Consider the following 24,183-nt stretch of genomic DNA (forward strand, 5'->3'; position numbering starts at 1 on the left):
CTGAGCGCCGGCCCTCCCGAAACCACCCCATCACCTCCCGCACCACCCCCAAGGAGCGATTCATGCGCGTCGTCATGTTCGGTTATCAGACCTGGGGTCATCGCACCCTGCAGGCACTGCTCGACTCCACCCACGAAGTGGTCACGGTGGTGACCCATCCGAAGAGCGAGCACGCCTACGAGAAGATCTGGAGCGACTCCGTCGCCGACCTGGCCGCCGAGCACGGTGTCCCGGTCATCATCCGCAACCGGCCGGACGACGAGGAGCTCTTCGAGCTCCTCAAGGACGCCGACCCGGACATCATCGTGGCCAACAACTGGCGTACCTGGATCCCGCCGCGCATCTACAACCTGCCGCGGCACGGAACCCTCAACGTCCACGACTCGCTGCTGCCGAAGTACGCCGGCTTCTCACCGATCATCTGGGCGCTCATCAACGGCGAGCCCGAGGTCGGGGTCACCGGGCATCTGATGGACGAGACCCTCGACGCCGGGGACATCGTGGTCCAGCGATCAGTCAAGGTGGGCCCCGAGGACACGGCGACCGACCTCTTCCACAAGACCGTCGACCTGATCGCCCCCGTCACCATCGGTTCCCTCGACCTGATCGCCTCGGGGCAGACCGAGTTCACCCCGCAGGACAGGTCGCAGGCCACCTTCTTCCACAAGCGCGCGGAGGAGGACATCCGGATCGACTGGGGCTGGCAGGCGGAGGAACTCCACCGCCTGATCCGGGCACAGTCGGCGCCCTATCCCGCCGCCTTCACCTACCACAAGGGCAAGCGGCTGGAGATCCTCTCCGCGTTCGTCTCCGAGCAGCGCTACGGGGGAACTCCCGGCCGGATCTTCTACCGTGAGGGCGAGGGCGTCGTGATCGTCGCGGGTGCGGACGCCAGGGCCGGCCGTAACCACGGTCTCGCCGTCACACGGGTGCGCACCGAGGACGGTCTGGAGCTGCCCGCCTCCGAGTACTTCGCCAGGATGGGCGGATACCTCACCGACCGTCCCTGACCTCCTCGGACCCTCCGGAGCGTCACCCGCGTCGAGCGGGCCGACCGCCCTGCGACTAGTTTGTGTGCAGGGCGGTCAGGCGCGCCCGGAGACGGATGGGGCGGGAGGGCGGGAAGAGTGTCGCTGCGCGTAGGTGATCCAGCCGAGATCGGCGGTTATCCGCTGGAGGCGCGGCTCGGTACGGGCGGCATGGGCACCGTCTTCCTCGCCCGCACGAGTTCGGGGCGGCCCATCGCGATCAAGCTGATCCACCAGCAGTTCGCGGCCGACGACGAGTTCCGCATCCGTTTCCGGCAGGAGGTGGCGGCGGCTCGGCGGGTGAGCGGTGCCTTCACCGCCGCCGTGGTCGATGCCGCTCCGGAGGCCGAACAGCCCTGGATGGCAACGGCCTTCATCCCGGGTGACACGCTGGCCCAGCGAATCGCCGCCGAAGGTCCGTTGGGCGGGGCGGAGTTGAGGAGTCTCGCCATCGGGCTGGCGGAGGCACTGCGCGACATCCACCGTGCGGGGGTCGTCCACCGGGACCTGAAGCCGTCGAACGTCGTGCTCTCGTCCGAGGGGCCACGCGTCATCGACTTCGGTATCTCGCGCGCCGCCGACCAGCAGACACTGACGATGACAGGCCGGGTGATCGGCACCCCGCCCTTCATGTCACCGGAACAGCTGCGGGAGCCGCGAGGAGTGGGGCCGCGGTCCGACGTCTTCTCCCTGGGGACACTGCTGGTGTACTCCGCGACCGGTCGCGGCCCTTTCGATTCGGACAGCCCGTATATGACGGCGTATCAGGTCGTGCACGAGGAACCGTCGCTGGGCGCGGTGCCCGAGGCCCTGCGGGCGATCGTCGATCTGTGCCTGGACAAGGAACCCGAGGGGCGTCCGTCGGCGGACGAACTCCTCGTACTGCTGCGGGACCTGCCCGCGGATCTCGGCGGGGCCGCCGCGATCGGCGCTGCCGCGGGCCGGGTCCGTGACATGGCCACCGAGCCTCACCTCGCGGTGGCGCCCACCCCGGTGCCTGTCGCTCCTCCCGTTCCGCCCGTGACCGGTGTCGGTGTTCCGGCGGGCCGTCGCCTGCGCGGTGGCTGGCGGCCGGTGCTCGCGGCGGTCGCGGCCGTGGCGGTGATCGGCGGGGGAGTCGCCGCACTGCGGGCAGGTGACGTCGGGGGCAGCGGTGAAGGCGGCAAGGGCGACAGTGCCGTCGCACCGGGCCCCGCGCTTCCTGACGGCTTCGAACCGTGGAGCAGGACGGTGAAGGGGGGCCGTGCGGACATCCCCGACGAACTGCGCTGCGTCGCCCGCGGCGACGCGCTCTTCTGCGGCGGAGGCAGTGTCGTGGCGACCCGTGTCAGCGTCCTGGACGGCTCGTCCGAGTGGACGGCGAAGAGCCCGGGCGTACCCGTCCAAGGGCTTCATCTGGTGGGCGCCACCGAGGACGCGGTGCTCGGGTACCGCTTCGCCGCCGAGGACGCCCCGCAGGACCCGCGGGCCGAGGTGGTGGCCCTCGACGCGGTGAGCGGCCGCGAGCTGTGGTCCGTGCCGACCGGTGCCCAGTCGACGGCGGTCACGGGCCGGACCCAGGACGCCGTCGTGGCCGGCTCGCTCGTCGTCACCGTCGACGCCGCCAACTCCCGCTTCGAGGCACGCGACGCCCACAGCGGTGACACGGCCTGGCGGGCCGAGTTCCCCGCGGGCGCGCAGTGCGCTCCCGTCCTGATGGGCGCACAGATCCTCGCGATGTGCGCCACGCGTGCGGAAGTGGACGCCCTGGAGGTGCGCCGTCCCACGATCCGCACGGTCGACGGTGCCACCGGGGAGCTCGGCGGGCCCATCGCGGTCGACGGCCCCGCCGTGCCGGTCGGCGACTCCGGCGGCAGGCTCGTACTCCTCCAGGAGCACCGGGAGGGCACGGCCCTCACGGGCTATGACGGAGTGGTGCGGGTCGATCCCGCCACGCGGAAGGTCGACCGGTCCCCGCTGGCGAAGACGTACGGGGGCACGCCCGGCATGGCGGGCGACACCGTCTACGTGAGCGGGCAGACAGGATCCATCGCGGCGCTCGACCCCGCCACCGGCCGGGAGAAGTGGACGAGGCAGACGGAGGTGGAGGGCGCCTCGGGTCCCGTCGCGGGTCTTGGCGCGGTGTACTTCAGCTCGGCCACCGGCAGGGTGATCGCGCTGTCGTCGGACGACGGCGAGCGACTGTGGGCCACCGACCCGCGGGCCGACGGGCTGACGGGCGAGCAGGGCGCGAGCCCGCGCGTGACCGTCGCGGGGCGTGTGGTGGTCGTGGCCGCCGACGGGAACACCCTCTTCGCCTTCGACGGGAAGAAGCCGCCGCGTTCGCGCTGACGCCGTTTCCCGGCCGCGCCCGCGCCGACGCCGTTTCCGGACCGTGCACGCGCTGGCGCCCTTCCGGAGCTGCTTCGCCTCCGGTGAGAGCCCTTGCTGAGTCCCCGAGCGGACCGTCATTGCCAGATCTATCGATTTTCGATAGATTCATATCGTCATTCGATGGGAGGGACGAGTTATGGGAACGATGACGGTGCGCGCGCTGCGCGCCGTGCTCGCTGTGGTGCTCGCCGGAAGCGCGGGCGTACAGGTGCTGATGGTGTGGGCGCTGGCGACCGACCCGGAGCGTGGAACGCTTCCGCTGGACGCGCTGCGCGTGGTGACGGTCCTGGGAGTCGTGGCGGTCCAGGTCGCCCTGGTCAGCGTGTGGAAGCTGGTGACCATGGTGCGGCGCGGAACCGTCTTCTCCTTCGCCGCCTTCCGGCACGTCGACGTCGTGATCGGAGCGATCGTGGCGGTCGCCCTGGTGTGGTTCACCGTCACCGCCCTCAACGCGCCGGGGCAGCGTGAGGACCCGGGCGTCACCGTCATCATGGGCGGGATCGGCCTGGCCATCCTGGGAGTCGCGCTCATCGTGCTCGTGCTTCGCATGCTCCTCGCCCAGGCCGTCGCGCGCGATGCCGAGGCGACACGGATGCGGGCCGAGCTCGACGAGGTGATCTGATGCCGATCGTCGTCAGCATCGACGTGATGCTGGCCAGGCGGAAGATGTCCGTGGGTGAACTGGCGGAACGCGTGGGCATCACCCCGGCCAACCTCGCGGTGCTCAAGAACGGCCGTGCCAAGGCGGTTCGCTTCGCCACGCTCGCCGCACTCTGCGAGGTGCTCGAGTGCCAGCCGGCCGATCTGCTGCGCTGGGAGGCCGAGGACGCCTCGGGGGTGTGATGCCCTGTCGCGCGTCTCGCGGGCGGCGGTCTCCGTGGCAGCGTCTCTGTGACGGTGTGTCCGGCCGACGGCGAGCGTGCGACATGTCGCACGCTCGCCACAGGCACCCCTTGTCGTCGCCATGACACGGGGCCGAGGATTACGGCCGTCGAGCCGTGCGGCTGCCCCCGGGCAGTGGCGGGCCCGGACCCGTCCGTCCCCCGCCCGGCCGCCGGTGCCGCGGCCGCACCCGCCAGGAGGCCGCCATGCCGACCTGTTCCGTCCCGCAGACCGGCAGACGTATCCGTGGAGCCGCCGCGCCCGGTCGCGGCGGCCACCGAAGAACCGGGTTGTTCACCGCCGCGCTCGTCCTGGCCCTCGTCGGACCCGTTCTGCCCGCTCAGGCGGCCGCCACGGCGGATCCAGGCCCGGTCGGCATCACCACCGGAGCCGCCTCTCCCGCGGCGAGGACCGACACCGTCACTCTCGTCACCGGCGACACCGTGCGCGTCACCACGGCCCACGGGCGTACGTCGTTCGACACGGAAGCCGCGCCAGGGACATCGGCCACCTTCCACACCGAGGAGGCACCCTCCGGCGACACCTACGTGATCCCGGACGGTGCGGGGGAGGGGCTCGCGGACGGAAGGCTCGACCGCGAGCTGTTCAACGTCACCCGGCTCGTCGCCGACCAGCGGGCCGCAGGGGAGCGCGACACCCTTCCGCTGATCGTCGACTACGCGGCCGCCCCCACCCGGGCCACCCTGACGGCCCGTGCGGAGGAGGCTCCCGGAGTCGTCGACCGCACCGCGCTCACCTCGCTCGGCGCCACCGCCGTCGATGTCGACAAGGGCAAGGCGCGGGCCTTCTACCAGGATGTGCTCGACGGACCCGAGGCAGTGCTGCGCCCCGACCGCAGGGTGCGGGCCACCCTCGACGTGAGCGTGCCCCAGATCGGTGCCCCCGCGGTCTGGAAGAGCGGCTACGACGGCAGCGGTGTGAAGGTGGCGGTCCTGGACACCGGCATCGACCTCGCCCACCCCGACCTCACGGGGCGGGTACTGGACTCCAAGAGCTTCATCGACGGCCAGGGGGTGCAGGACGGCCGGGGCCACGGCACCCACGTGGCGAGCACCGTCGCCGGCAGCGGGGCGGCATCCGAGGGCAGGTACAAGGGAGTCGCCCCCGGGGCCGGCCTGCTCGTCGGGAAGGTGCTCGACAACTCGGGCAGCGGTGACGAGTCCACCGTCATCGCCGGGATGGAGTGGGCCGTCGCCCAAGGTGCCGACATCGTCTCCATGAGCCTCGGCGCTCCGACGGACGAAGGCAGCGACATGCTGAGCGACGCCGTCGACGCGCTCAGTGAGTCCTCCGGCGCCCTCTTCGTCATCGCCGCGGGCAACACCGGACCCGGCAGGTCCACCGTCGCCAGCCCGGGCACGGCCCGCACCGCGCTCACCGTCGGCGCGGTGGACGCACGGGACCGCCTCGCCGGGTTCTCCGGCCGTGGTCCGACCGCGAGCGGGGCACTCAAGCCGGAGATCACCGCGCCGGGTGTGGGGATCGTCGCCGCTCGCGCCGCGGGGACCCGCCTCGGCACGAACGTGGGCGAGTACTACACGGCCTTGGACGGCACCTCCATGTCCACCCCGCACGTCGCCGGCGCCGCGGCACTCCTCGCCCAGCAGCACCCCGGGTGGAACGGCACCCGACTCAAGGACGCCCTGGTCTCCGCCGCGAAGACCGCTCCGGACCAGGACGTCTACGAGCAGGGCGCCGGCCGCCTGGCCGTCGACCGTGCGTCCGCGCAACAGGTGACCGCTTCCGCGACCGCCGACTTCGGTGACCTCCGCGACCAGCAGCAGCCCTCCGGCCGGGACATCGTCTACACGAACGACGGCGACCACGACGTGACCCTCGCGCTCGACCTCGCCCTGGACCGGGGAGCAGAGGTACCCGAGGGCGCGGCCGTCCTCGCCGATGACACGGTCACGGTCCCCGCGCACGGCACCGCCGCCGTGACCCTCACCGTCGACCCGTCCCGCACCGGACCCGGCCGGTACGACGGTTACCTGACCGCCACCGGTGACGGCACCACCCTGACGACCGTGGTCGGCTGGACCGAGCAACCCCCGCGCCACACAGTCGACTTCACCTTCACCGGCCGAGACGGAAAGGCCGGCGGACAGACCAACCTGCAGATCCTCGACCTCACCACCGGCGAGGCCGAGCTGAGCAGCGTCACCTTCATGGGAGAGAACACCTGGCAGACCCGGCTCCGCGAGGGGCACTACGCCCTCCAGGCGCTGGTGACCACCTATGACTCGAACCGCATCCCACTCGCCGTGGACACCTTCGCCGAACCGGAGTTCACCGTGGACGGCGACCGCACCGTGCACATCGACGCCCGCGAAGCACACCCGCTGACCGCCCGGGTGCAGGGGGAGTCCCGCCCGCTGGAGCGTGCCGCTCTGGCGGTCACCGCGCGCCGCACCCTGGACGACGGAGCGACCGCCGCGATCGGCCTCAGCACCGGGGTCAGTGACCGCACCACCCGGTACGGGGCGATCGCCTCGCACACCGAGGCCGTGCGCGGCACCTTCCACCTCACCGCCGAGCACAGGCTGCGCGATCCGCTCCTCCGCGCGACGTGGACGGCCGCGGGCCGCACCCACCGGATCGACGAGGTGCTCACGCCGGACCTGGGGCGCCGTTTCGTCGGGACGCGGAGGCTGGCCGCGGTCGACGTCGGCACCGGTACCGAGGCCGACTACGCGGGCCGCGACCTCACCGGCAAGATCGCCGTGGTCCGCGCCAACGGCTGGCTGGTGCCGGCCCTCGCCACCGCCGCCCGCCACGGAGCGGCCGCCGTGCTCGCGATCCGCCCCGACGACGGCACCACCCTCGTCCAGGACGACGGGAACAGCGTCGTTCCGGCCTTTGCGACCGGCCGCGACGAGGGCGCGGAGCTGCTCGCAGCCCTCACCGCGCAGCCGGTCACGGTGACCCTCACGGGTCGCTCCGACAGCCGCTTCACCTACACGGCGCCCTTCCACGCCGCCGGCGCCGTGCCGCAGCAGACAGCCCTCATCACCCGGGCCGACCGCTTCGCGAGCCTGGTCAGCACCTTCCACGCCGACGGGGCGGCCCGCATCGCCGATGACGTGCTGACCACCTGGCACCCGTGGGAGAAGGCCGGCTTCCGTCTCGGCGCCCGCCACCTCGCCCCCGGGACACGCACCGACCACGTGTACGCGGCGGACAGCCGCTACATGCGGACCGTCCGCGCCTCCGACCTGTCCAGCACCTACATGGAGGAGTACCCGGCCGAGTACCGGGCGGGCAGCACCGAGCGCCTGACATGGGGGCGCGCAGCCGTGCACCCGACCCTGCCGCGTCGCATCAGCTGCCCCCTGTGCCGCGCGGACCAGGGCGCCGCATTCCTGCTCGCTCCCTACGGCGACGGCGAGCCCGGACACTTCGGCATGGGCGCCTCCACCAGTGCCTTCACCTACCGGCGCGACGGCCAGGAGGTCCCCGCGGCCCAGTTGTTCGTCCACGAGGAGGCCGAGTACCGCATCGACCAGACCGTGCTCCGAATGACCAACGCCCTGGAGACCCTCGGAACCCGGACGGACACCTCGTACACATTCCGTTCGAAGGCGCCTGAGGCGGGTGACACGGCTCCGGGGTGTGCCGAGGTCTACGGCGCAGGCCACCCGTGCGCCGTCCTGCCGGTGATCCTGCTCAGCTACGGCCTCGGCGTGGACGGAGCCAACACCGCACCCGCGGGGAGGGCGTTCCCGGTGCGGATCGGCACCCTCCGCCCCGAGGGGCACCGCGGAGCACGCGTCAAGGGAATCCGGGTCGAGGCCTCGTACGACGACGGCGTCACCTGGAGCCGGCCCGTCGAGCCGCACGTGCGCGCGGACGGATCGGCCACCGCCGTCCTGCACCACCCGCGAACGGACGGCGCGGCGCACGTTGCGCTCCGTGTCACGGCGTGGGACGACGCGGGCAGCCGCACACAGCAGACCGTGCTCCGCGCCTACGCCTTGCGCGGCTGACCCCCGGGGCCAGGGGGCGTGCCGTCGGGCACGCCCCTGCCCCGAGCACCCGGGGCGTGCGTCGGACACTGGCACGCTTCGCCGGCCGGCACCGCTCACCCGCAAGGACCGCCCGACGACGAAGCCCACGACCGAGGAAGGGTTCCGATTCCATGAGACCGAGAGCAGGCCGACGGGGCGCACTCACCCCACGACCCGCACGACGGCGCCTCCCACGCGCCTGGGCACTCCTCCTCGCCGCGGGACTCGCCGCGGCCGGACTTCCCCAGGCGGCACACGCCTCTCCCGTCGCCACCGCGAGCAGCCTCTCCGCACCCTCCGTCGAGCGTGAGGTGGTCGACGACCTGAAGGGCGACGACACCTCGACGTTCTGGGTCTACCTCCGCGGGAAGGCCGATCTTCGCAGCGCCGGGAGGATCAAGGACAGGACGCGCCAGGGCCACGAGGTGCGGAGCCGTCTCCAGGAGAACGCGCGGGAGGGCCAGTCCGCCCTCATCGACGTACTCCGGGACGCCGGCGCCACGTACAAGTCCTTCTGGATCGCCAACGCCGTTCAGGTGAAGGGTGACGCGAAGCTGCTGAAGCGGATCACCGCTCTCCCGGACGTCGAAAGCGTCACCGGCGACCGGACGTACGCGCTCCCGGAACTCCGGGAGACCGACGACGAGCCGACCGTCGACGACGTCGAGTGGGGCGTCGACAGGATCGGCGCCCCGAAGGCGTGGGAGGACTTCGGGGCCACCGGGGAGGGGATCGTCGTCGGCAGCATCGACTCCGGTGTCCAGTTCGACCACCCGGCGCTGGTGAAGCGGTACCGGGGGGCGAACGCCGACGGCTCCTTCACCCACGACTACAACTGGTACGACCCCACGCATAGTTGCGGGATCGTCACCAGCGTCCCGTGCGACAACGTAGGGCACGGGACGCACACCGTCGGCACCATGGTCGGCGACGGCGGCCCCGGCAACCACGTCGGGGTGGCCCCCGGTGCACAGTGGATCGCCGCCAAGGGCTGCGCGTCCAGCAGTTGCACCCAGAGCGCCCTGCTGGCCGCCGGCCAGTTCATGCTGGCGCCCACCGATGCCAGGGGCAAGAACCCCCGCCCCGAGCTCAGACCGCACGTGGTGAACAACTCGTGGGGCAGCGCAGCCGCGGGGAGCGACCCGTGGTTCAAGCAGACCGTGCAGGCGTGGGTCGCGGCCGGGATCTTCCCGGTCTTCTCCAACGGCAACGAGGGACCGGACTGCGGCACCGACGCCAACCCGGCGAACATGGAGGAGAGCTACGGGGTCGGCGCCTTCGACGCCGATGGCGCCGTCGCCTCGTTCTCCAGCCGGGGACCGTCGGAGAACGGCGACGACCTGATCAAGCCGAACGTGTCCGCACCTGGCGTGGCGATCCGCTCCACGTACCCGGGTGGCAAGTACGCCGTCGCCAGCGGGACCTCCATGGCCGCTCCGCACGTGGCGGGCACCATCGCACTGCTGTGGTCGGCGGCCCCCGCGGTCAGCCGGAACATCGATGCCACCCGCCGTCTCCTCGACGAGACCGCCGCCGACGTACCCGATGTGACCTGTGGTGGCACCCCGGAGAACAACAACGTGTACGGACAAGGGCGTCTCGACGCCTACTCGGCCGTGGAGAACGCGCCGCGAGGCATCACGGGCACGGTGAGCGGAACCGTCACCGACGAGCGGACGGGGGAGCCTGTCGGGGGAGCCACCGTGCAGCTCACCACGGCTGCGGGAGCGGTGGGGCTGCCGGTGGCGACCGGTGAGGACGGCGGCTACTCGATGACCGCCACAGCCGGCGACTACACCATGTCCGTGGCGCAAGCGGCCTACACCACCGCGAAGTCCGGCGTCACCGTCGGTGAATCGGCGCACGCGACAGCCGACTTCGCACTGGCGGCCCGCCCCGGCAGGGTCCTCTCCGTCACACCGGACGACGCCGACTTCGGCGCCGTGCCCATCGGCACGACGGGCGGGCCCGTCACCGTCACACTCACCAGCCTCGGCAGCAAGCCGGTGACGGTCATTCATGTCACCGACCACGACGGGGCTTTCGTCTCCGAGCCCGGCACCTGCGGCAGGGCGCCCTTCACTCTCGCCCGCAAGGAGCACTGCACCCTCGGCATCTCGTTCCGGCCCACCGCGGACGGCGACCAGGACGGGTCGATCACCATCCGGAACAATGCCGCCGGATGGGCGCACACGGTAGTGGTGCGGGGCAGCGGCACACCGATACCTGCCCGCTCCGGAAGCCTCAGTACATCGAGCCTGCAGAAGAGCCTGCATGCCGCGGCCGTGGACCCCGAGGGCCGCTACGCCTACTTCGGCACGGACAACGCCCAGGATCCGCTGCCCGGTTACATCACGAAGATCGACCTGAAGACCTTCAAGCGGGTCGCCACCCTCTCCGTGGGCATCGGCCAGAAGATGCTCCAGGACGCGGTCATCGACCCGGCGGGGAAGTACGCCTACTTCGTCGTCGCCGCGTCCCCGGGGCGGGTGGTCCGCGTCGACCTGGAGACCTTCACCCTGGACAAGATCCTGGTTCTCGGCACGGGTGAGGACAACCTCCGCTCGGCGCTCATGGACCCGTCGGGTGCCTACGCCTACTTCGGCACGGGAACCAGTCCGGGCCGCCTCGTCAAGGTCGACCTGGCCACGTTCACCCGGGTCGGCGCGGTCACGCTCGGAGCCGGGGAGGACTACCTGGACGCGGGAGTCATCGACTCCAAGGGTCAGTTCGCCTACGTCGGCACGGTCACCAGTCCGCAGGGACGCGTCGCCAAGATCGACCTGACGGCCATGCGGGAGGTGGGGTCGGTCACCCTGGATCCCGGGGAAGGCCCCCTGCGCTCGGCGGTCATCGCTCCCGACGACCGGTACGCCTACTTCGGCACAGGCGAGGGGAGCAGCGGCAAGATCATCCGGCTCGATCTGAAGAGCTTCACCCGCGATCAGGTACTGGCACCCACGGGCGGTGGGGCGTTCTTCTCGGCGGTGATGGACCCCACCGGCCGGTACGCCGTCTTCGGGACGCTCAGTCTGCCGGGAAGGGTGGTCACCGTCGACCTCGAACGCTTCGAGTCAGCCGGCTACGTCGCTCTCGCCGAGAAGGAGGACGCCCTCATCTCGGCCGTCATCGACCCGCGCGGCGACTACGCGTACTTCGGAACGAAGACGGCGCCCGGCCGGGTCGTCAAGGTCAGGGTGGGCGCACGCTACGAACTGACCGCCACAGGTCAGGGTTCACTCCTGCGACGGGCCGCCCTCGCCTGGAACGGAGCGACGACCGCCGAGGTCGAGGTGGTCCGTGACGGCCGGGTGGTGGCGAGGGTGGCGAACACCGGGCGCTTCACCGATCTGATCCCCGGCCCCCGGCGCCGGTCCTACACCTACCGGTTGTGCGACGTGGGCAAGGACCACTGCTCAGCCACCGCCGAGGTCTCCTTCGCCGGACCGTAGGCCGGACGGCCCGGGTGGCGCGCCGCCACCGGAGCCGACGGCCTGAGGGGCCGCCCGCGTGTGGAGGGATCCACGCACGGGCGGCCCCGTCCGGTCTCATCGCGGCCCCCAGGGGGTGCCGGCAACGCCCGTTGCCGAGGCGGTCTCCGGTCAGCCGTGGTAGGTGATGTACCCGTTGCCGTCCCGGTCGTTGCCCGTGGCCGTGTAGGAGTGGACGTCGGCGCGGTCGCCGGTGGGCTTGTAGAGGTAGATGGTGTCCTTGTCGTTGTTCCAGATGAAGTTGCAGTTCTGGCGGTAGACCACGTTGCCGCTGTCCGAGTCGGTGCCGCGGCCCCCGCGCAGGCTCGCGTAGTCGCCGGGCTGGAGCGTGTGGCTGTTGGTGAAGGTGAAGGTGTTGCCCGTGGCGTCCCTGACCTTGTAGCCCTTCAGGTTCACGGACTTCGTCTTCGAGTAGTTCTTGATCGTCAGGTACTCGTTCCTGGTGTTCCCGCCGGAGCACTTGTTGGAGTCGGTGCCCGGGGCGTTGTACTGCACGCCCTTGACCTTCAGGGCCGAGGTGTACTCGGTGGCCTGCGCCGGAACGGCCGCGGACAGGCCGAGCGCGGCAACGGCCGCGGTGGCGGCGCAGGTGAACAGGGTGCGACGAAAGCTCATGAGGAATCCCCCCTCATTGGTGCGGATGGAGCGACCGGAGCTTATCCAATGTGATCAACAGATGTAGTACATGTGAAGAAAATGTGACTAACGCTCCGGGCGTCAGGGGGCCGGCAGCCGAGGACACCCGGACGGCCCCCGCGGTCGCGGAACGAGAACGCCGCCGGGTACAGGGCTGATGCCCTGTACCCGGCGGCGCAATTCCAGCCGGGCGTCACGCGGTGTCGCACGGGTCGGTGCGGCGAGCGGCGCGATTCCCGGAGGGGCTGCCTAGCCCAGGTCGTAGCGGTCGAGGTCCATGACCTTGGCCCAGGCGGCGACGAAGTCCGTCACGAACTTCTGGCGGGCGTCGTCGCTCGCGTACACCTCGGCGAGGGCGCGCAGCTCGGAGTTCGAGCCGAAGACCAGGTCCGCGCGGGTCCCGGTCCACTTGACCTGACCGGCCTCGTCGCGCGCCTCGAACTCGTCCTGAGCCGAGGACGTCGACTTCCAGGTGACGCCCATGTCGAGCAGGTTCACGAAGAAGTCGTTGGTCAGGGTGCCCGGCCGGTCGGTGAGTACACCGTGCTTCGAGCCGCCGGTGTTGGCGCCCAGCACGCGCAGACCGCCGACCAGGACGGTGGTCTCCGGGGCGCTCAGCGTCAGCAGGTTGGCCCGGTCCAGGAGCAGGTACTCGGCGGGAAGGCGGGTTCCCTTGCCGACGTAGTTGCGGAAGCCGTCGTGGGAGGGTTCCAGGGCGGCGAACGACTCGATGTCCGTCTGCTCCTGCGAGGCGTCGACGCGGCCCGGGGTGAAGGGGACCTGTACCTCGACGCCGGCGTCCTTGGCCGCCTGCTCGACGGCCGCGTTGCCCGCGAGGACGATCAGGTCGGCCAGCGAGACCTTCTTGCCGCCCTTGGCGTCGAAGGACTGCTGGATGCCTTCCAGGGCGCGCAGCACCTGGGACAGCTCGTCCGGGTTGTTGGCCTCCCAGCCGCGCTGCGGCTCCAGACGGACCCGGGCACCGTTGGCGCCACCGCGCTTGTCGCTGCCGCGGAAGGTCGAGGCGGAGGCCCAGGCGGCCGAGACCAGCTGGGACACCGTCAGGTCGGTGGCCAGCACCTGCTCCTTGAGCGCGGCGATCTCCGAGGCGTCCAGAGGCTCACCGGTGCGCTGCGGCAGCGGGTCCTGCCACAGGAGCACCTCGGAGGGGACCTCGGGGCCGAGGTAGCGCTGGATGGGGCCCATGTCGCGGTGCGTGAGCTTGTACCAGGCGCGGGCGAAGGCGTCAGCGAACTCTTCCGGGTTCTCGTGGAAGCGTCGCGAGATCTGCTCGTAGGCGGGGTCGAAGCGCAGCGACAGGTCGGTGGTGAGCATCTGCGGCTTGTGCTTCTTCGACGGGTCGTGCGCGTCCGGGACGGTCGCCTCGGCGTCCTTGGCGATCCACTGCTTCGCACCGGCCGGCGACTCGGTCAGCTCGTACTCGTAGGCGAAGAGGTTGTGGAAGAACTCGTTGCCCCACCTGGTCGGGGTGCTGGTCCAGGTCACCTCCAGACCGCTGGTGATCGCGTCCCCGCCCTTGCCCGTCCGGTGGGAGCTGCGCCAGCCGAGGCCCTGCTCCTCCATCGAGGCGCCCTCGGGGTCCGCGCCGACGCTCTCGGCCGGGCCCGCACCGTGCGTCTTGCCGAAGGTGTGGCCACCGGCGATGAGGGCAACGGTCTCCTCGTCGTTCATCGCCATCCGGCGGAACGTCTCACGGATGTCGCGGGCGGCCGCGATCGGGTCCGGGTTGCCGTTGGGGCCCTCGGGGTTGACGTAGATCAGGCCCATCTGGACGGCGCCGAGCGGGTTCTCCAGCTCACGGTCGCCGGTGTAGCGCTCGTCGTCGAGCCAGGTGGTCTCCGGGCCCCAGTAGACGTCCTCCTCCGACTCCCAGACGTCCTCGCGGCCGCCGGCGAAGCCGAAGGTCTTGAAGCCCATGGTCTCCAGGGCGACGTTGCCGGTGAGGATCATCAGGTCGGCCCAGGAGATCGACTGGCCGTACTTCTTCTTGACGGGCCACAGCAGGCGGCGGGCCTTGTCCAGGTTGCCGTTGTCCGGCCAGCTGTTCAGCGGGGCGAAACGCTGCTGACCGGCGCCCGCGCCACCGCGGCCGTCACTGATGCGGTACGTGCCGGCGCTGTGCCAGGCCATCCGGATCATCAGCGGGCCGTAGTTGCCGAAGTCGGCAGGCCACCAGTCCTGCGACGTCGTGAGGACCTCGGCGATGTCGCGCTTCACCGCGGGCAGGTCGAGCGCCTGGAACGCCGCCGCGTAGTCGAAGTCCTCGCCGAGCGGGTTCGCGATCGCGGGGTTCTTGGCGAGGATCTTCACGTTGAGACGGTCCGGCCACCACTGGCGGTTACCGCCGCCCTGGGTGGGGTGCGGGGCGCGGCCGTGTGCCACCGGGCACCCGCTCGCCTGCGCCTCGGGCACCTCGGGGACGGCCGTCTCGGGCGAATCCGGGGTGACGGGATCGAAGATGTGCGACTCGTGGTTCTCAGGCATGGCCAATCCTTCCGGACCCGGTGGGTCATGGGAGCGCTGAACAGGGGAGGAGGATTCGGGCCGTGCAGAAGAGGCACGCTGTGTGCCGGGGTCACCGCGGGCGGGGACCGGCGCCTGGAGGGCCGGCTGACCGGGTGCTTCCCGGCGGGTGCCACGCGGACGGCGCTCGACCGGCGGTGTACCCGTCACATGTCTCTGCTGCCGTACCGGAGTCTTCCTGTCTCTTGGATGTCGCCGGGATCGATCCTACGATGGACTTCGTCCAAGTCAAGAAGTACGCAAAGTGATGGCGGCAGAGGTGCGGCGTAGTCGGTTCCGTTTCCGGTCCGGCGGAGCGCCCCCGTGAGGCGGAGCAGGTGAAACGGGATGAGTGACCTCCTTCAACGGCTGCGGGGCTGTGGCTGGCGGATGACCTCGCAGCGGCGTGTCGTGGCGGAGGTCCTCGACGGGGATCATGTCCATCTGACGGCGGACGAGGTGCATCTGCGGGCCGCCGAGCGGCTGCCCGAGATCTCCCGCGCGACCGTCTACAACACGCTGGGGGAGCTCGTGGCCCTCGGTGAGGTGCTGGAGGTCTCCACGGTGGGCCGGGCCAAGCGCTACGACCCGAACGCACACCGCCCCCATCAGCACCTGGTGTGCTCAGGTTGCGGCGCGGTGCGTGACGTCCACCCGGTGGGCAACGCCCTGGACGACCTTCCGGAGGCGGAACGGTTCGGGTTCACCGTGGGCTCGGCGGAGATCACCTACCGAGGCCTGTGCCCGGACTGCGCCTGACATCGACCTCGCCCGCCGCGGGCCGCGGTGTGCCCCCGGTCCGGGCGGATCGAGACGCCGGACGCCGGTGAGGCCGCCAACTTCCCCATACTTCAAGGGTGTTGTTCCGAAGGTCTGGTCCTGTGGCAGATGGTGACCTTGTGGACAGGGTGCGGACGGGGAGGTCACACTCGCCTCAGACCGCCCGGTGGGAATCGGGAGCGCTCACGATGGAGGCGCCATGCTGAGGCGTACGATCCAGCTCGGACTCTCGTTTGTCATGATCATGGCTACCACTCTGGGTGGGATGCTCGCCACCGCCGCCCCGGCCCAGGCCGACGAGTGCTACACCTGGGGCCGCACCCTCTCCGAGGGGATGTCCGGAGCGGATGTGACCGAACTGCAGATCCGGGTCGCCGGACATGTCGACCAAGGCGAAATCCTTACTGTCGACGGGAACTTCGGCCCGCGAACCAAGGCGGCCGTCGTCAAGTTCCAGCAGGCCTACGGCCTCGGCGCGGACGGTGTGGCGGGTTCCCGGACGTTCGCCGAGATCTACGCGCTCCAGGACCCGGACTGCACGCCCGTTCACTTCACCTACGCGGAGCTGAACAAGTGCAATTCGGACTGGTCCGGCGGTGCCGTCAGCGCCGCTACGGCCAAGTCCAACGGCCTGCGCACGATGTGGAAGCTGGAGGCCCTGCGGCACGCCATGGGTGACGTGCCCATCACCGTCTCCAGCGGATTCCGTTCGACGGCCTGCAACAACGCTGCCGGAGGCGCCTCGAACAGCCGGCACCTCTACGGCGACGCCGCGGACCTGATCGGGAGCCCGTCCTTCTGCGCACTTGCCCAGCGCGCCCGCTCGCACGGCTTCGGCGGCATCTTCGGCCCCGGCTACCCCGACCACAACGATCACACCCATGTGGACGGACGCACCGGCCGCTCCTGGTCCGCGCCCAACTGCGGGGTCTGATCCAAGCGTTCGCGTACACGTACGCACGAACGGCACGATTCTTCCGGGCCGGCCCAGGTCCGGTGGCGTCGGGCCCGCACCGTCCCGCAGAGGTACGGCGGATCGGCATCCGGCCGCGGCCGGGTCGCCGCCGGCGGCCGAACCGGAGCCGACCCGCCGCGCCGCTGTCCCGAACCTTCTCCGCGTCCGATGCCCCGCTGTCCCGAACCTTCCCCGCGTCCGAACCTTCCCCGCGTCCGAGCAGGAGTGAACCGATGTCGTTCCGGACCCCTTGGCGCACCCGCGCCCGAGCAGCCCTTCCGGCGGTGCTCGCCGTTGTCGGAGCCCTGGCAGTACCGGGCCCCGCCCAGGCGGATCCCGCGCCCGGGACCACCCGGAGTGTCGCCTACCACGGCTACCGCATCGAGGTGCCGTCCGACTGGCAGGTCGTCGATCTGACCGAGAACCCACGCGCGTGCCTGCGCTTCGACAGACCGGCCGTCTACCTGGGCGAGCCCGCCGCGCAGAGCGACTGCCCCGCCGGGGTCGTCGGCCGTTCGGCGGGCATCGTCGTGGAACCCCTCACCGCCGGTGCGGCCGCCCGGACCACGGCGGCGACCGCGCGTGCCCCTCGGGGCACGGCCGTCGCCCCTTCCGCCGCGTCCAGCAACGACAGCATCCAGGTCGCTGTCGAGGACGCGGGTGTCCTGGTGACCGCCGCCCACACACCCGGGACCGAGACGCTCGTCCGTGGTGTCCTCGCCACCGCCGAACTCACCGAGGGCGCCGAGCCCGCCGCACTGCCGAGCACGGCCCGGCGGGCCGACGCCGTGCCCCTGGCGGCGGCCGGACCGCAGCCCGGCGACTACCTCGGCAAGGGCTTCGACGCCTGTGCCGCGCCCTCGCAGGCCGCCATGGACGCATGGCAGGCGAGCTCGCCGTACAGCGCGGTCGGGGTCTACATCAGCGGTTCCTTCCGCGGCTGTGCGCAGCCGAATCTGACCGCGAGCTGGGTGACCCACCAGACCGGCAACGGGTGGCACCTGTTCCCCATCGACGTGGGCCGGCAGGCACCGTGCACCAACTACTCGCTGAAGATGTCCACCGATCCGGCAACGGCCAAGGCCCAGGGGGTCACGGCGGCAGCCGGGGCCATCAGCGCCGCGTCGGGCCTCGGGATCCCGGCGGGCAGCGCCATCTACAGCGACATCGAGGCCTACACCTCCACGCCGTCCTGCAAGGCGTCCGTGCTGTCGTACCTCTCCGGCTGGACCGAGCGGCTGCACAGCAGCGGCTATCTCTCGGGCTTCTACTCCAGCGCGGCCTCCGGCATCAAGGACGCCGCCGCCGAGTACGGCAACGGCGCCTACACCCGGGTGGACCACCTGTTCTACGCGTGGTGGAACGGCGCCGCCGACACCGGCACCGGTTCCTACGTGCCGGCTTCGTACTGGTCGGGCCATCAGAGGATCCACCAGTACGCGGGCGAGGTCACCGAGTCCTACGGCGGTTATTCGATCAACATCGACCGCGACTACCTGGATGTCGGCGACGTCGCCACGCCCGCGCCCACCTGCACGGGGGCGAACCTCGGCTTCACCGCCTACCCCACCGTCCGCAGTGGCTCCACAGGGGAGCAGGTCAAGGCGGCCCAGTGCCTGCTCAAGGCCGCGGGGTTCGACCCCGGTACCCCTGACGGGATCTTCGGGTCCGGCACCGCCACCGCGGCCCGGAACTTCCAGTCCTCCAAGGGGCTCACCGCTGACGGTGTGGTCGGGGCGAAGACCTGGACCGCACTGCTGTCCCGCGGAGCCACCACGACCGTCCGCAACGGTTCCACGGGGGAGGCCGTCAGCCGCCTGCAGCGCGCGCTGACCGCCGCGCTCGGCCGGACGGTGTCCGTCGACGGTGTCTTCGGGTCGGGCACCGAGCAGGCCGTACGCGACTACCAGTCCTCGCGCGGGCTTGGCTCCGACGGGGTCGTCGGAGCCGCCACCTGGGGCGCCCTCCAGGCCGGCAGGTGATCGGGAGAGCTGGGCGAGGGCGCCGCGCGGGCGCGGGATCCCCGCGACCCGCACCGGGTCGCCGCTCCTGCGGCTGTTCGTGAGCCGGCTGCGGGACCCGGGTGTCACCCGTGGTCCCGCAGCCGGCTCGCCTCCTTCACCGGCCGGCCCTCTCCTGACGTGCGCGTGGGGGTGGCTTGCGGAGCCGGCCGACGCGGGGTCAGAACTGGAGGGACCAGGCGTTGATGTAGCCGGTGTCGTTGACCCAGTTGTCGGTGACGCGCAGCTTCCAGGTGCCGTCGGCGGTCTCGCCGGAGGCGTCCACGGTGTACGTCGCCTGGACGTTGTCGGCGCCGTCGGCGCTGTTGTAGTTCTTCAGCAGGTAGGCGGTGCCGTCGGGGGCGACCAGTTCGGCCTTCAGGTCTCCGCGGAAGGTGTGGCGGATGTCCACCGTGACGGACAGGCCGGCCGGGGCGTTGCCGGTGACGCCGGTGACCGGCAGAGGCGACTCCACGGTGGCGTTGTCCCGGATCTGGTAGTCGTCGGTGCTCTCGAACCTGGCGCCGGTGGGCGGCGGGGTGGTGCCGCCGGCGCCGGTGTACAGCAGCCGGTTCGGCGAACCGGTGCGGGCGTCGGTCACCTTGTTCGCCGTGGCGTCGGCCACGAGGCGGTCGCGTACCTGCGCGGGTGACCAGCCGGGGTTGGCCGCGAGCAGCAGAGCGGCTGCGCCTGCGACGTGCGGTGCGGCCATGGAGGTGCCGCTCATCGTCTGTGACGCGGTGTCACCGGAGTTGGAGGACGAGACGATGCTGTCGCCGGGGGCGAAGATGTCAAGGCAGGAACCGTAGTTGGATCCCTGGCCGTTGCTCCAGCCGGAGGCGCGGGCGTCACGGCTGTCGGTGGCCCCGACCGTGATCGCGGCCGGGGTGGAGGAGGGGGAGTACGAACAGGAGTCGGCGTTGTTGTTGCCGGCGGCCACCACCCAAGTGACGCCGGACGCGATGGAGGACGCCACCGCGTCGTTGACGGACTGGAGCTTGGTGCCCCCGATGCTCATGTTGGCCACGGCGGGCTTCGTGGCGTTCCTCGTCACCCAGTCGATGCCTGAGAGGACCGGAGCCCAGGTGCTGCCGGAGGTCCCCTGGCAGTTGAGCACGCGTACGCCGATCAGTTTGACGCTCTTGGCGACGCCGTACGAAGCTCCGCCGACGCTGCCGGCGACATGGGTGCCGTGGCCCTGGCAGTCGGAGGCGTTGGAGTCGTTGTCGATGAAGTCGTACCCGCTGACCGCGCGGCCGCCGAAGTCGCGGTGGGTCATGCGGATTCCGGTGTCCACGATGTAGGCGTTCACGCCCGCGGCACCCGTGGCGTAGCTGTAGCTGCGATCGACGGGCAGATCCCGCTGGTCGACGCGGTCCAGTCCCCAGGAGGGCGGACCGGTCTGGGTGTCGACGGCGTACGCCACGCCGTCGGCCTCGACACGGGCGACCGACGGGTCGGCGGCCAGCTCCATGGCGTCGGCCTCGCTCATCCGCACCGCGAAGCCGCGGAGGGCGGCCGTGTAGGTGTGGCGCACACTGCCGTCGTGCGCCCTCGCGAGGGCCTTGGCGGTGGCGGGTATCTCGGCGCGGGCGACCGAGTCCTCGAAGGTGACGATGTAGGACCCGTCGATCGCCCCCGGCCGGTCGGCACCGACGATGCGGCCCTCGCCGTTCGGCGGTGGCACGGGGGCGCTGGACGCCGCCGTGGCCTGGCCGGCGGTGACCAGCACGGCGGCACCCGCGCAGGCTGCCAACAGGCGCCGTAGGGCTCTGGCGTCGAGATTCATGGATTCTCCCTCGATGACGTGACGGCCGGCCCGGCGGTGGGGGCGGCAGGCCAATGCCATGGGCATGACACCCAAGCGACCGCCTGTGCGGTCCGGCGGTGTTGCAGAGCCTGGGACAGGACCGCGGAGCCCAGCAATCCGTAGCGCTACCCATAAAGTGCGCTGCGCCGCCGCCGTGGGCGGGCGGCATTCCGTAGGTAACGGCCCCCTATTGCGACCCGCGTCGAGGACCGGTAGACCACGTGCACCGGCAGGAGGTGGGTCGTGGAGGGACACTCCTTGGCTACGGCGGAGGACGGGCAGGAACCGGGCGGGCGCTGCTTCGTCGGCCGTGACGCGGCGCTGCGGCGGCTGCGGGAGGCCTTCCGGGAGGGACCGTGCCTGGCGGTGGTCCGAGGGGAGCGGGGCGCCGGTATGTCGAGGCTGGTGGACGAGGTACTCCGAAGCGAGGCCGCCGCCGCGTGGACACAACTGCGGGGAAGCTGCCCCGAGGTGACCGACCCGGACCCGGCGGGCGCGGTCCCCCTGGCGCCCGTCGCCGACGCGCTGGCCGGGCTGCCGCATCGGGCGGGCCGGGCGGTGCTCCCGCCGTCGACCGGTACGGTGGCCCTCCTCGTCCCCGAACTCGCGGATCTGCTCCCGCCGCCCCCGGCCGCCGCGGCCGACCCGGAGGTGCAGCGACGCCTGCTCCCGCGGGCGGTGACCTCCCTGCTCGACACGCTGGGGGACGTGATCCTGGTCGTCGAGGACGTCCATCGGGCCGACGGGCAGACCCTCGCGCTGCTGCGGCACCTGTTGTCGGCGCCACCGCCGGGCCTCAGGTTCCTCGTCACCGAGTGCAGCGCACCGGGGCTGCCGCTCTTCGCCGTGGAGTCAGGGGCGCGGCTGCCCGTCACAGAGGTCTCGGTCCTGCCGTGGACCCGGGCGGAGACGGTCGAGTTCGTGAGACGCCGGCCGGCCCCGTACCGTCCGGAGGAACCGGACGAGGAAGAGGCCCTCGGCGCACTCGTGCACGAGCTGACGGGTGGTCTGCCAGGCACTGTAGAGGCCCTGTTGAGGGCTGTGGAGTGCGAGTCGGAAGCCCCCCAGCTGTGGCCCGACGGGTACGGGGGCCCTTGGTCCAGCGCCGTTCAGGACGCAGGTGCGGAACAGGGCCATGCGCGGGGGGAGTTCGTGGCCTTCCGGCCGCGCTCCTCACTCCCGGCCGTGGACACCGGCCCACCCGTCGGGCCGGTGCCAGCCCCCGGGCAGGCGCGGGGACGGCTCCCCGGCCCGATGACCACGGCCGGCCGTGGGGCGGGCACGCCCCTGCCCGGAGCCGACACTCCTGCGCCGTTGCTCGCCCGCGTGCGGGCGGCAGGTGTGCCGGCCACCGTGGCCCGGGAGTTCGAGCGGAGGTGCGGACCGCTCACCGAGGACGCCCGGCTCGTCGTCGGTGCAGCGGCCGTACTCGGCAGGGAAGTTGATGTCGACGTGCTGGCCGAGGTCGCGGGGCTGACCCCCCGGAGAGCCGAGGCGGCGGTGGAGGAGTGTCTGCGCGGGTCCGTGCTGCGTGCCCAAGGACCGCGTTGCGGCTTCCGGCATCCGCTGGACCGCCTCGCCGCGCTGGCCCGGCTCTCCGGGCCCCGCCTCGCCCGGCTGAGCCTGCGGGCCGCCCGGGCACTGCGACGTGGCTGTGACGGAACACCGTCCCTGACGGAGCTGGCACGGCTGTACGGATCGGCGGGCCGGGCCGGTGAGGCCTCGCTGTGCCTCGTGGCGGCGGCCGACCGGGCCGCGGCCACCGGCGACTACACCACCGCCACAGAGCTCTACACCAGGGCGATCGCCGAGGATCCGGGTGCGAATGGGCGGGTGCGGACCGCCGTGAAGCTCGTACGCACCGCGCAACTCGCCCGCGCCGGCGAGGAGGTGCTGGCCGCCGTACGGCGCGTACTGGACGAGGACGACCCGCCGCCCCGGCTGCGCGGCGAGATCCGGCTCCACCTCGGCGTCGTACTGCGCAACCAGAGCGGCATGGCGCTGGACAGCCTCAACGAGGTGGCCCGCGCCGTTCCCGACCTCGCCGTCTCCGATCCGCAGACCGCCGCCCGGGCGGCTGCGGTCGCCGCCATCCCCTCCATCAAAGGCTGGCCCGTGAGCCGCAGCCGTGCCTGGCTGGAGCGCTGCGAATCACTCGGACCCCATGTCACCGATCCGGTGGCCGCGGCGGCCATAGCGGCCAACCGCGCCACCGCGCTGATGCTGCTGGGCGACCCGCACTGCTGGGAAGCCGCCGAGGCGCTCCGCGGACCCGCCGCCTCCGCGATGGAGGCCGCGCACCACACCCGCGGCTGGACCAACCTGGCACACGCCGCCGCCGCACTCGGGTACGGCGAGCGGGCACACGAGTTCCTGCGGCTGGCGGCCGCGGGACTCGCGGACTCCAGCAGCCCCTATGTGGAAGGGCTCACCCGGACCGGCCGACTGGTGCTCGCCTGGCACGAAGGTGCCTGGAACGGGCTCCACGAGGCGGCCGACCGCACCGCGGTCCACTACGCCGAGATCCCGGACCTCACCGCCGAGGCCCTGCTGGTGCGCGGCCTGACGGCCCTGCACGTGCTGGGCGACGTACCCCGCGCCCGCCAGGACCTGGCCGAGGCGGCGCGCGTCACCTGCTACGACACCGGAGTCATCCTCACCGCCTCCGCGGCCGCCCTCGCCCGCGTCCATCTGGAGGCCGGACGGCCCGGGCAGGCGTGCGAGGCCCTGGAGGAGACCCTGGGGCGTCTGGCGCGTACCGGAGGCTGGGTGTGGGCAGGTGAGGTGGTGCCGACGGCCGTGGAGGCCCTGCACCACAGCGGTCAGACCGCCCGGGCCCGGCACCTGGTCGCCGACTTCGCGGACGGGATCGCCGCGTGCGACGCCCCCGCCGCACGAGCCGCGCTCACCTCGGCGAGCGCCCTGCTGGCCAGGGCGGAGGGCCGCGCCGAAGAGGCAGGCGCCCTGTTGACCGAGGCGGCGACCGCCTGGCGCCTGCTCGGCCGGCCCTTCGACGCGGCCCGGGCCGACGAGGCCAGGGGCCACTGCCTGCTCGACCTGGGCGCCGAAGGCGCGGTGTCCGCCGTCCAGGAGGTCACCGAGGTCTACCGGGCGCTCGGCGCCCGGTGGGACGTGGCACGCTGCGGCCGGCTGCTGCGCCGCCACGACATCGTCACCACGCACCGGCGCGGCCGCCTCGGCTACGGCGACCAGCTCTCCCCCCGCGAGCAGGAGGTCGCCGGCCTCGTCGTCCAGGGCCGCGCCAACCGGGACATCGCGGAGAGCCTGGTCCTCTCCACCCGCACGGTCGAGCACCATGTGGCCCGCATCATGCGCAAGTTGAACGTCACCTCCCGGACGGACATCGCGCTCGCCCCGGCCGCCCGGAACCTCCCCTCCCGGCACCGCTGACCTGACCGGGCGGCGCCCCGTGCCCGCACGGCGGGCGCCTGCCGGGCCGGGTCCGCCGACCGGCCGCTCCCGCGCGCCCCGCCCGCCCCCGGAACACGCGCCGTCGCTCTCGCAGGCCGCGCGGCATACCCGCGGAGCGCTCGAAGTGTGCCGCGTACCTCACCGGTGGGTGCTGTTCAAGAGCACCTCCGGGCGGTCAAGCTGAGCCGCGCGCCCCGGCCGACGCCGGTGCGCGCACTGCTGATCGATCTGGGAACACACCGTTG

The 24,183-nt window shown here is 71.8% G+C and carries 13 protein-coding genes; 10 read left to right on the forward strand and 3 right to left on the reverse strand.

Annotation, left to right across the window (positions count from 1 at the left end):
* The first annotated feature begins 62 nt into the window (after nucleotides 1-62).
* The 6 genes from ACGFNN_RS05595 (at nucleotide 63) to ACGFNN_RS05620 (ending at nucleotide 11,763) form a co-directional block, all read left to right on the forward strand.
* Nucleotides 63-1,010 carry a methionyl-tRNA formyltransferase gene (locus tag ACGFNN_RS05595; protein ID WP_393553252.1) on the forward strand — a complete coding sequence of 316 codons (948 nt, stop codon included), beginning with the start codon at nucleotides 63-65 and terminating at the stop codon, nucleotides 1,008-1,010.
* Between the two features lie 117 nt (nucleotides 1,011-1,127).
* Nucleotides 1,128-3,359, forward strand: a complete 2,232-nt coding sequence (locus ACGFNN_RS05600; RefSeq protein ID WP_393553254.1) for a PQQ-binding-like beta-propeller repeat protein — start codon at nucleotides 1,128-1,130, stop codon at nucleotides 3,357-3,359.
* 178 nt (nucleotides 3,360-3,537) lie between these two features.
* Entirely contained in the window at nucleotides 3,538-4,023 is a 486-nt protein-coding gene (locus ACGFNN_RS05605) for a DUF2975 domain-containing protein (protein WP_393553256.1), read from the forward strand.
* The gene (locus ACGFNN_RS05610) at nucleotides 4,023-4,244 is read left to right on the forward strand and encodes a helix-turn-helix transcriptional regulator (protein ID WP_362555250.1); all 222 of its coding nucleotides are present in this window, start codon (nucleotides 4,023-4,025) and stop codon (nucleotides 4,242-4,244) included. Before ACGFNN_RS05605 ends, ACGFNN_RS05610 begins: the two co-directional genes overlap by 1 nt.
* 245 nt (nucleotides 4,245-4,489) lie before the next feature.
* On the forward strand, nucleotides 4,490-8,290 hold the full coding sequence (locus tag ACGFNN_RS05615) for a S8 family serine peptidase (protein WP_393553258.1): 3,801 nt from the start codon (nucleotides 4,490-4,492) through the stop codon (nucleotides 8,288-8,290).
* A 152-nt stretch (nucleotides 8,291-8,442) separates the two neighbouring features.
* Complete coding sequence (locus ACGFNN_RS05620) at nucleotides 8,443-11,763, forward strand: S8 family serine peptidase (protein WP_393553260.1); 3,321 nt, start codon at nucleotides 8,443-8,445, stop codon at nucleotides 11,761-11,763.
* 150 nt (nucleotides 11,764-11,913) lie between these two features.
* On the opposite strand, the gene ACGFNN_RS05625 is transcribed toward ACGFNN_RS05620, so the two are convergent.
* The gene (locus ACGFNN_RS05625) at nucleotides 11,914-12,417 is read right to left on the reverse strand and encodes a lamin tail domain-containing protein (RefSeq protein ID WP_362556399.1); all 504 of its coding nucleotides are present in this window, start codon (nucleotides 12,415-12,417) and stop codon (nucleotides 11,914-11,916) included.
* Nucleotides 12,418-12,687: 270 nt separating this feature from the next.
* A complete protein-coding gene (gene katG / locus ACGFNN_RS05630) occupies nucleotides 12,688-14,943 on the reverse strand; it encodes a catalase/peroxidase HPI (protein ID WP_393553262.1) in 2,256 nt (751 codons plus the stop codon).
* Between the two features lie 366 nt (nucleotides 14,944-15,309).
* Here katG and ACGFNN_RS05635 point away from each other — a divergent pair, with 366 nt between their 5' ends.
* From ACGFNN_RS05635 to ACGFNN_RS05645, 3 genes are all read left to right on the forward strand, one after another.
* Entirely contained in the window at nucleotides 15,310-15,720 is a 411-nt protein-coding gene (locus tag ACGFNN_RS05635) for a transcriptional repressor (protein WP_362556395.1), read from the forward strand.
* A 220-nt stretch (nucleotides 15,721-15,940) separates the two neighbouring features.
* The gene (locus tag ACGFNN_RS05640) at nucleotides 15,941-16,675 is read left to right on the forward strand and encodes a D-Ala-D-Ala carboxypeptidase family metallohydrolase (RefSeq protein WP_393553264.1); all 735 of its coding nucleotides are present in this window, start codon (nucleotides 15,941-15,943) and stop codon (nucleotides 16,673-16,675) included.
* 254 nt (nucleotides 16,676-16,929) lie between these two features.
* Complete coding sequence (locus tag ACGFNN_RS05645) at nucleotides 16,930-18,678, forward strand: glycoside hydrolase domain-containing protein (protein WP_393553266.1); 1,749 nt, start codon at nucleotides 16,930-16,932, stop codon at nucleotides 18,676-18,678.
* 199 nt (nucleotides 18,679-18,877) lie between these two features.
* Here the strand turns inward: ACGFNN_RS05645 and ACGFNN_RS05650 are convergent, their stop codons facing one another.
* A complete protein-coding gene (locus ACGFNN_RS05650) occupies nucleotides 18,878-20,485 on the reverse strand; it encodes a S8 family peptidase (protein WP_393553268.1) in 1,608 nt (535 codons plus the stop codon).
* Between the two features lie 264 nt (nucleotides 20,486-20,749).
* On the opposite strand from ACGFNN_RS05650, the gene ACGFNN_RS05655 reads away from it, so the two are divergent.
* Nucleotides 20,750-23,917, forward strand: a complete 3,168-nt coding sequence (locus tag ACGFNN_RS05655; RefSeq protein ID WP_393553270.1) for a LuxR C-terminal-related transcriptional regulator — start codon at nucleotides 20,750-20,752, stop codon at nucleotides 23,915-23,917.
* Nucleotides 23,918-24,183 lie beyond the last annotated feature (266 nt).

The organism is Streptomyces sp. NPDC048590 (assembly GCF_043199535.1).
GTDB lineage: Bacteria > Actinomycetota > Actinomycetes > Streptomycetales > Streptomycetaceae > Streptomyces.

Coding starts and splice junctions, on each gene's coding strand:
- ACGFNN_RS05595 (WP_393553252.1), top strand. CDS start 63: ATGCGCGTCGTCATGTTCGGTTATCAGACCTGGGGTCATCGCACCCTG.
- ACGFNN_RS05605 (WP_393553256.1), top strand. CDS start 3,538: ATGGGAACGATGACGGTGCGCGCGCTGCGCGCCGTGCTCGCTGTGGTG.
- ACGFNN_RS05610 (WP_362555250.1), top strand. CDS start 4,023: ATGCCGATCGTCGTCAGCATCGACGTGATGCTGGCCAGGCGGAAGATG.
- ACGFNN_RS05615 (WP_393553258.1), top strand. CDS start 4,490: ATGCCGACCTGTTCCGTCCCGCAGACCGGCAGACGTATCCGTGGAGCC.
- ACGFNN_RS05620 (WP_393553260.1), top strand. CDS start 8,443: ATGAGACCGAGAGCAGGCCGACGGGGCGCACTCACCCCACGACCCGCA.
- ACGFNN_RS05625 (WP_362556399.1), bottom strand. CDS start 12,417: ATGAGCTTTCGTCGCACCCTGTTCACCTGCGCCGCCACCGCGGCCGTT.
- katG (WP_393553262.1), bottom strand. CDS start 14,943: ATGCCTGAGAACCACGAGTCGCACATCTTCGATCCCGTCACCCCGGAT.
- ACGFNN_RS05635 (WP_362556395.1), top strand. CDS start 15,310: ATGAGTGACCTCCTTCAACGGCTGCGGGGCTGTGGCTGGCGGATGACC.
- ACGFNN_RS05640 (WP_393553264.1), top strand. CDS start 15,941: ATGCTGAGGCGTACGATCCAGCTCGGACTCTCGTTTGTCATGATCATG.
- ACGFNN_RS05645 (WP_393553266.1), top strand. CDS start 16,930: ATGTCGTTCCGGACCCCTTGGCGCACCCGCGCCCGAGCAGCCCTTCCG.
- ACGFNN_RS05650 (WP_393553268.1), bottom strand. CDS start 20,485: ATGAATCTCGACGCCAGAGCCCTACGGCGCCTGTTGGCAGCCTGCGCG.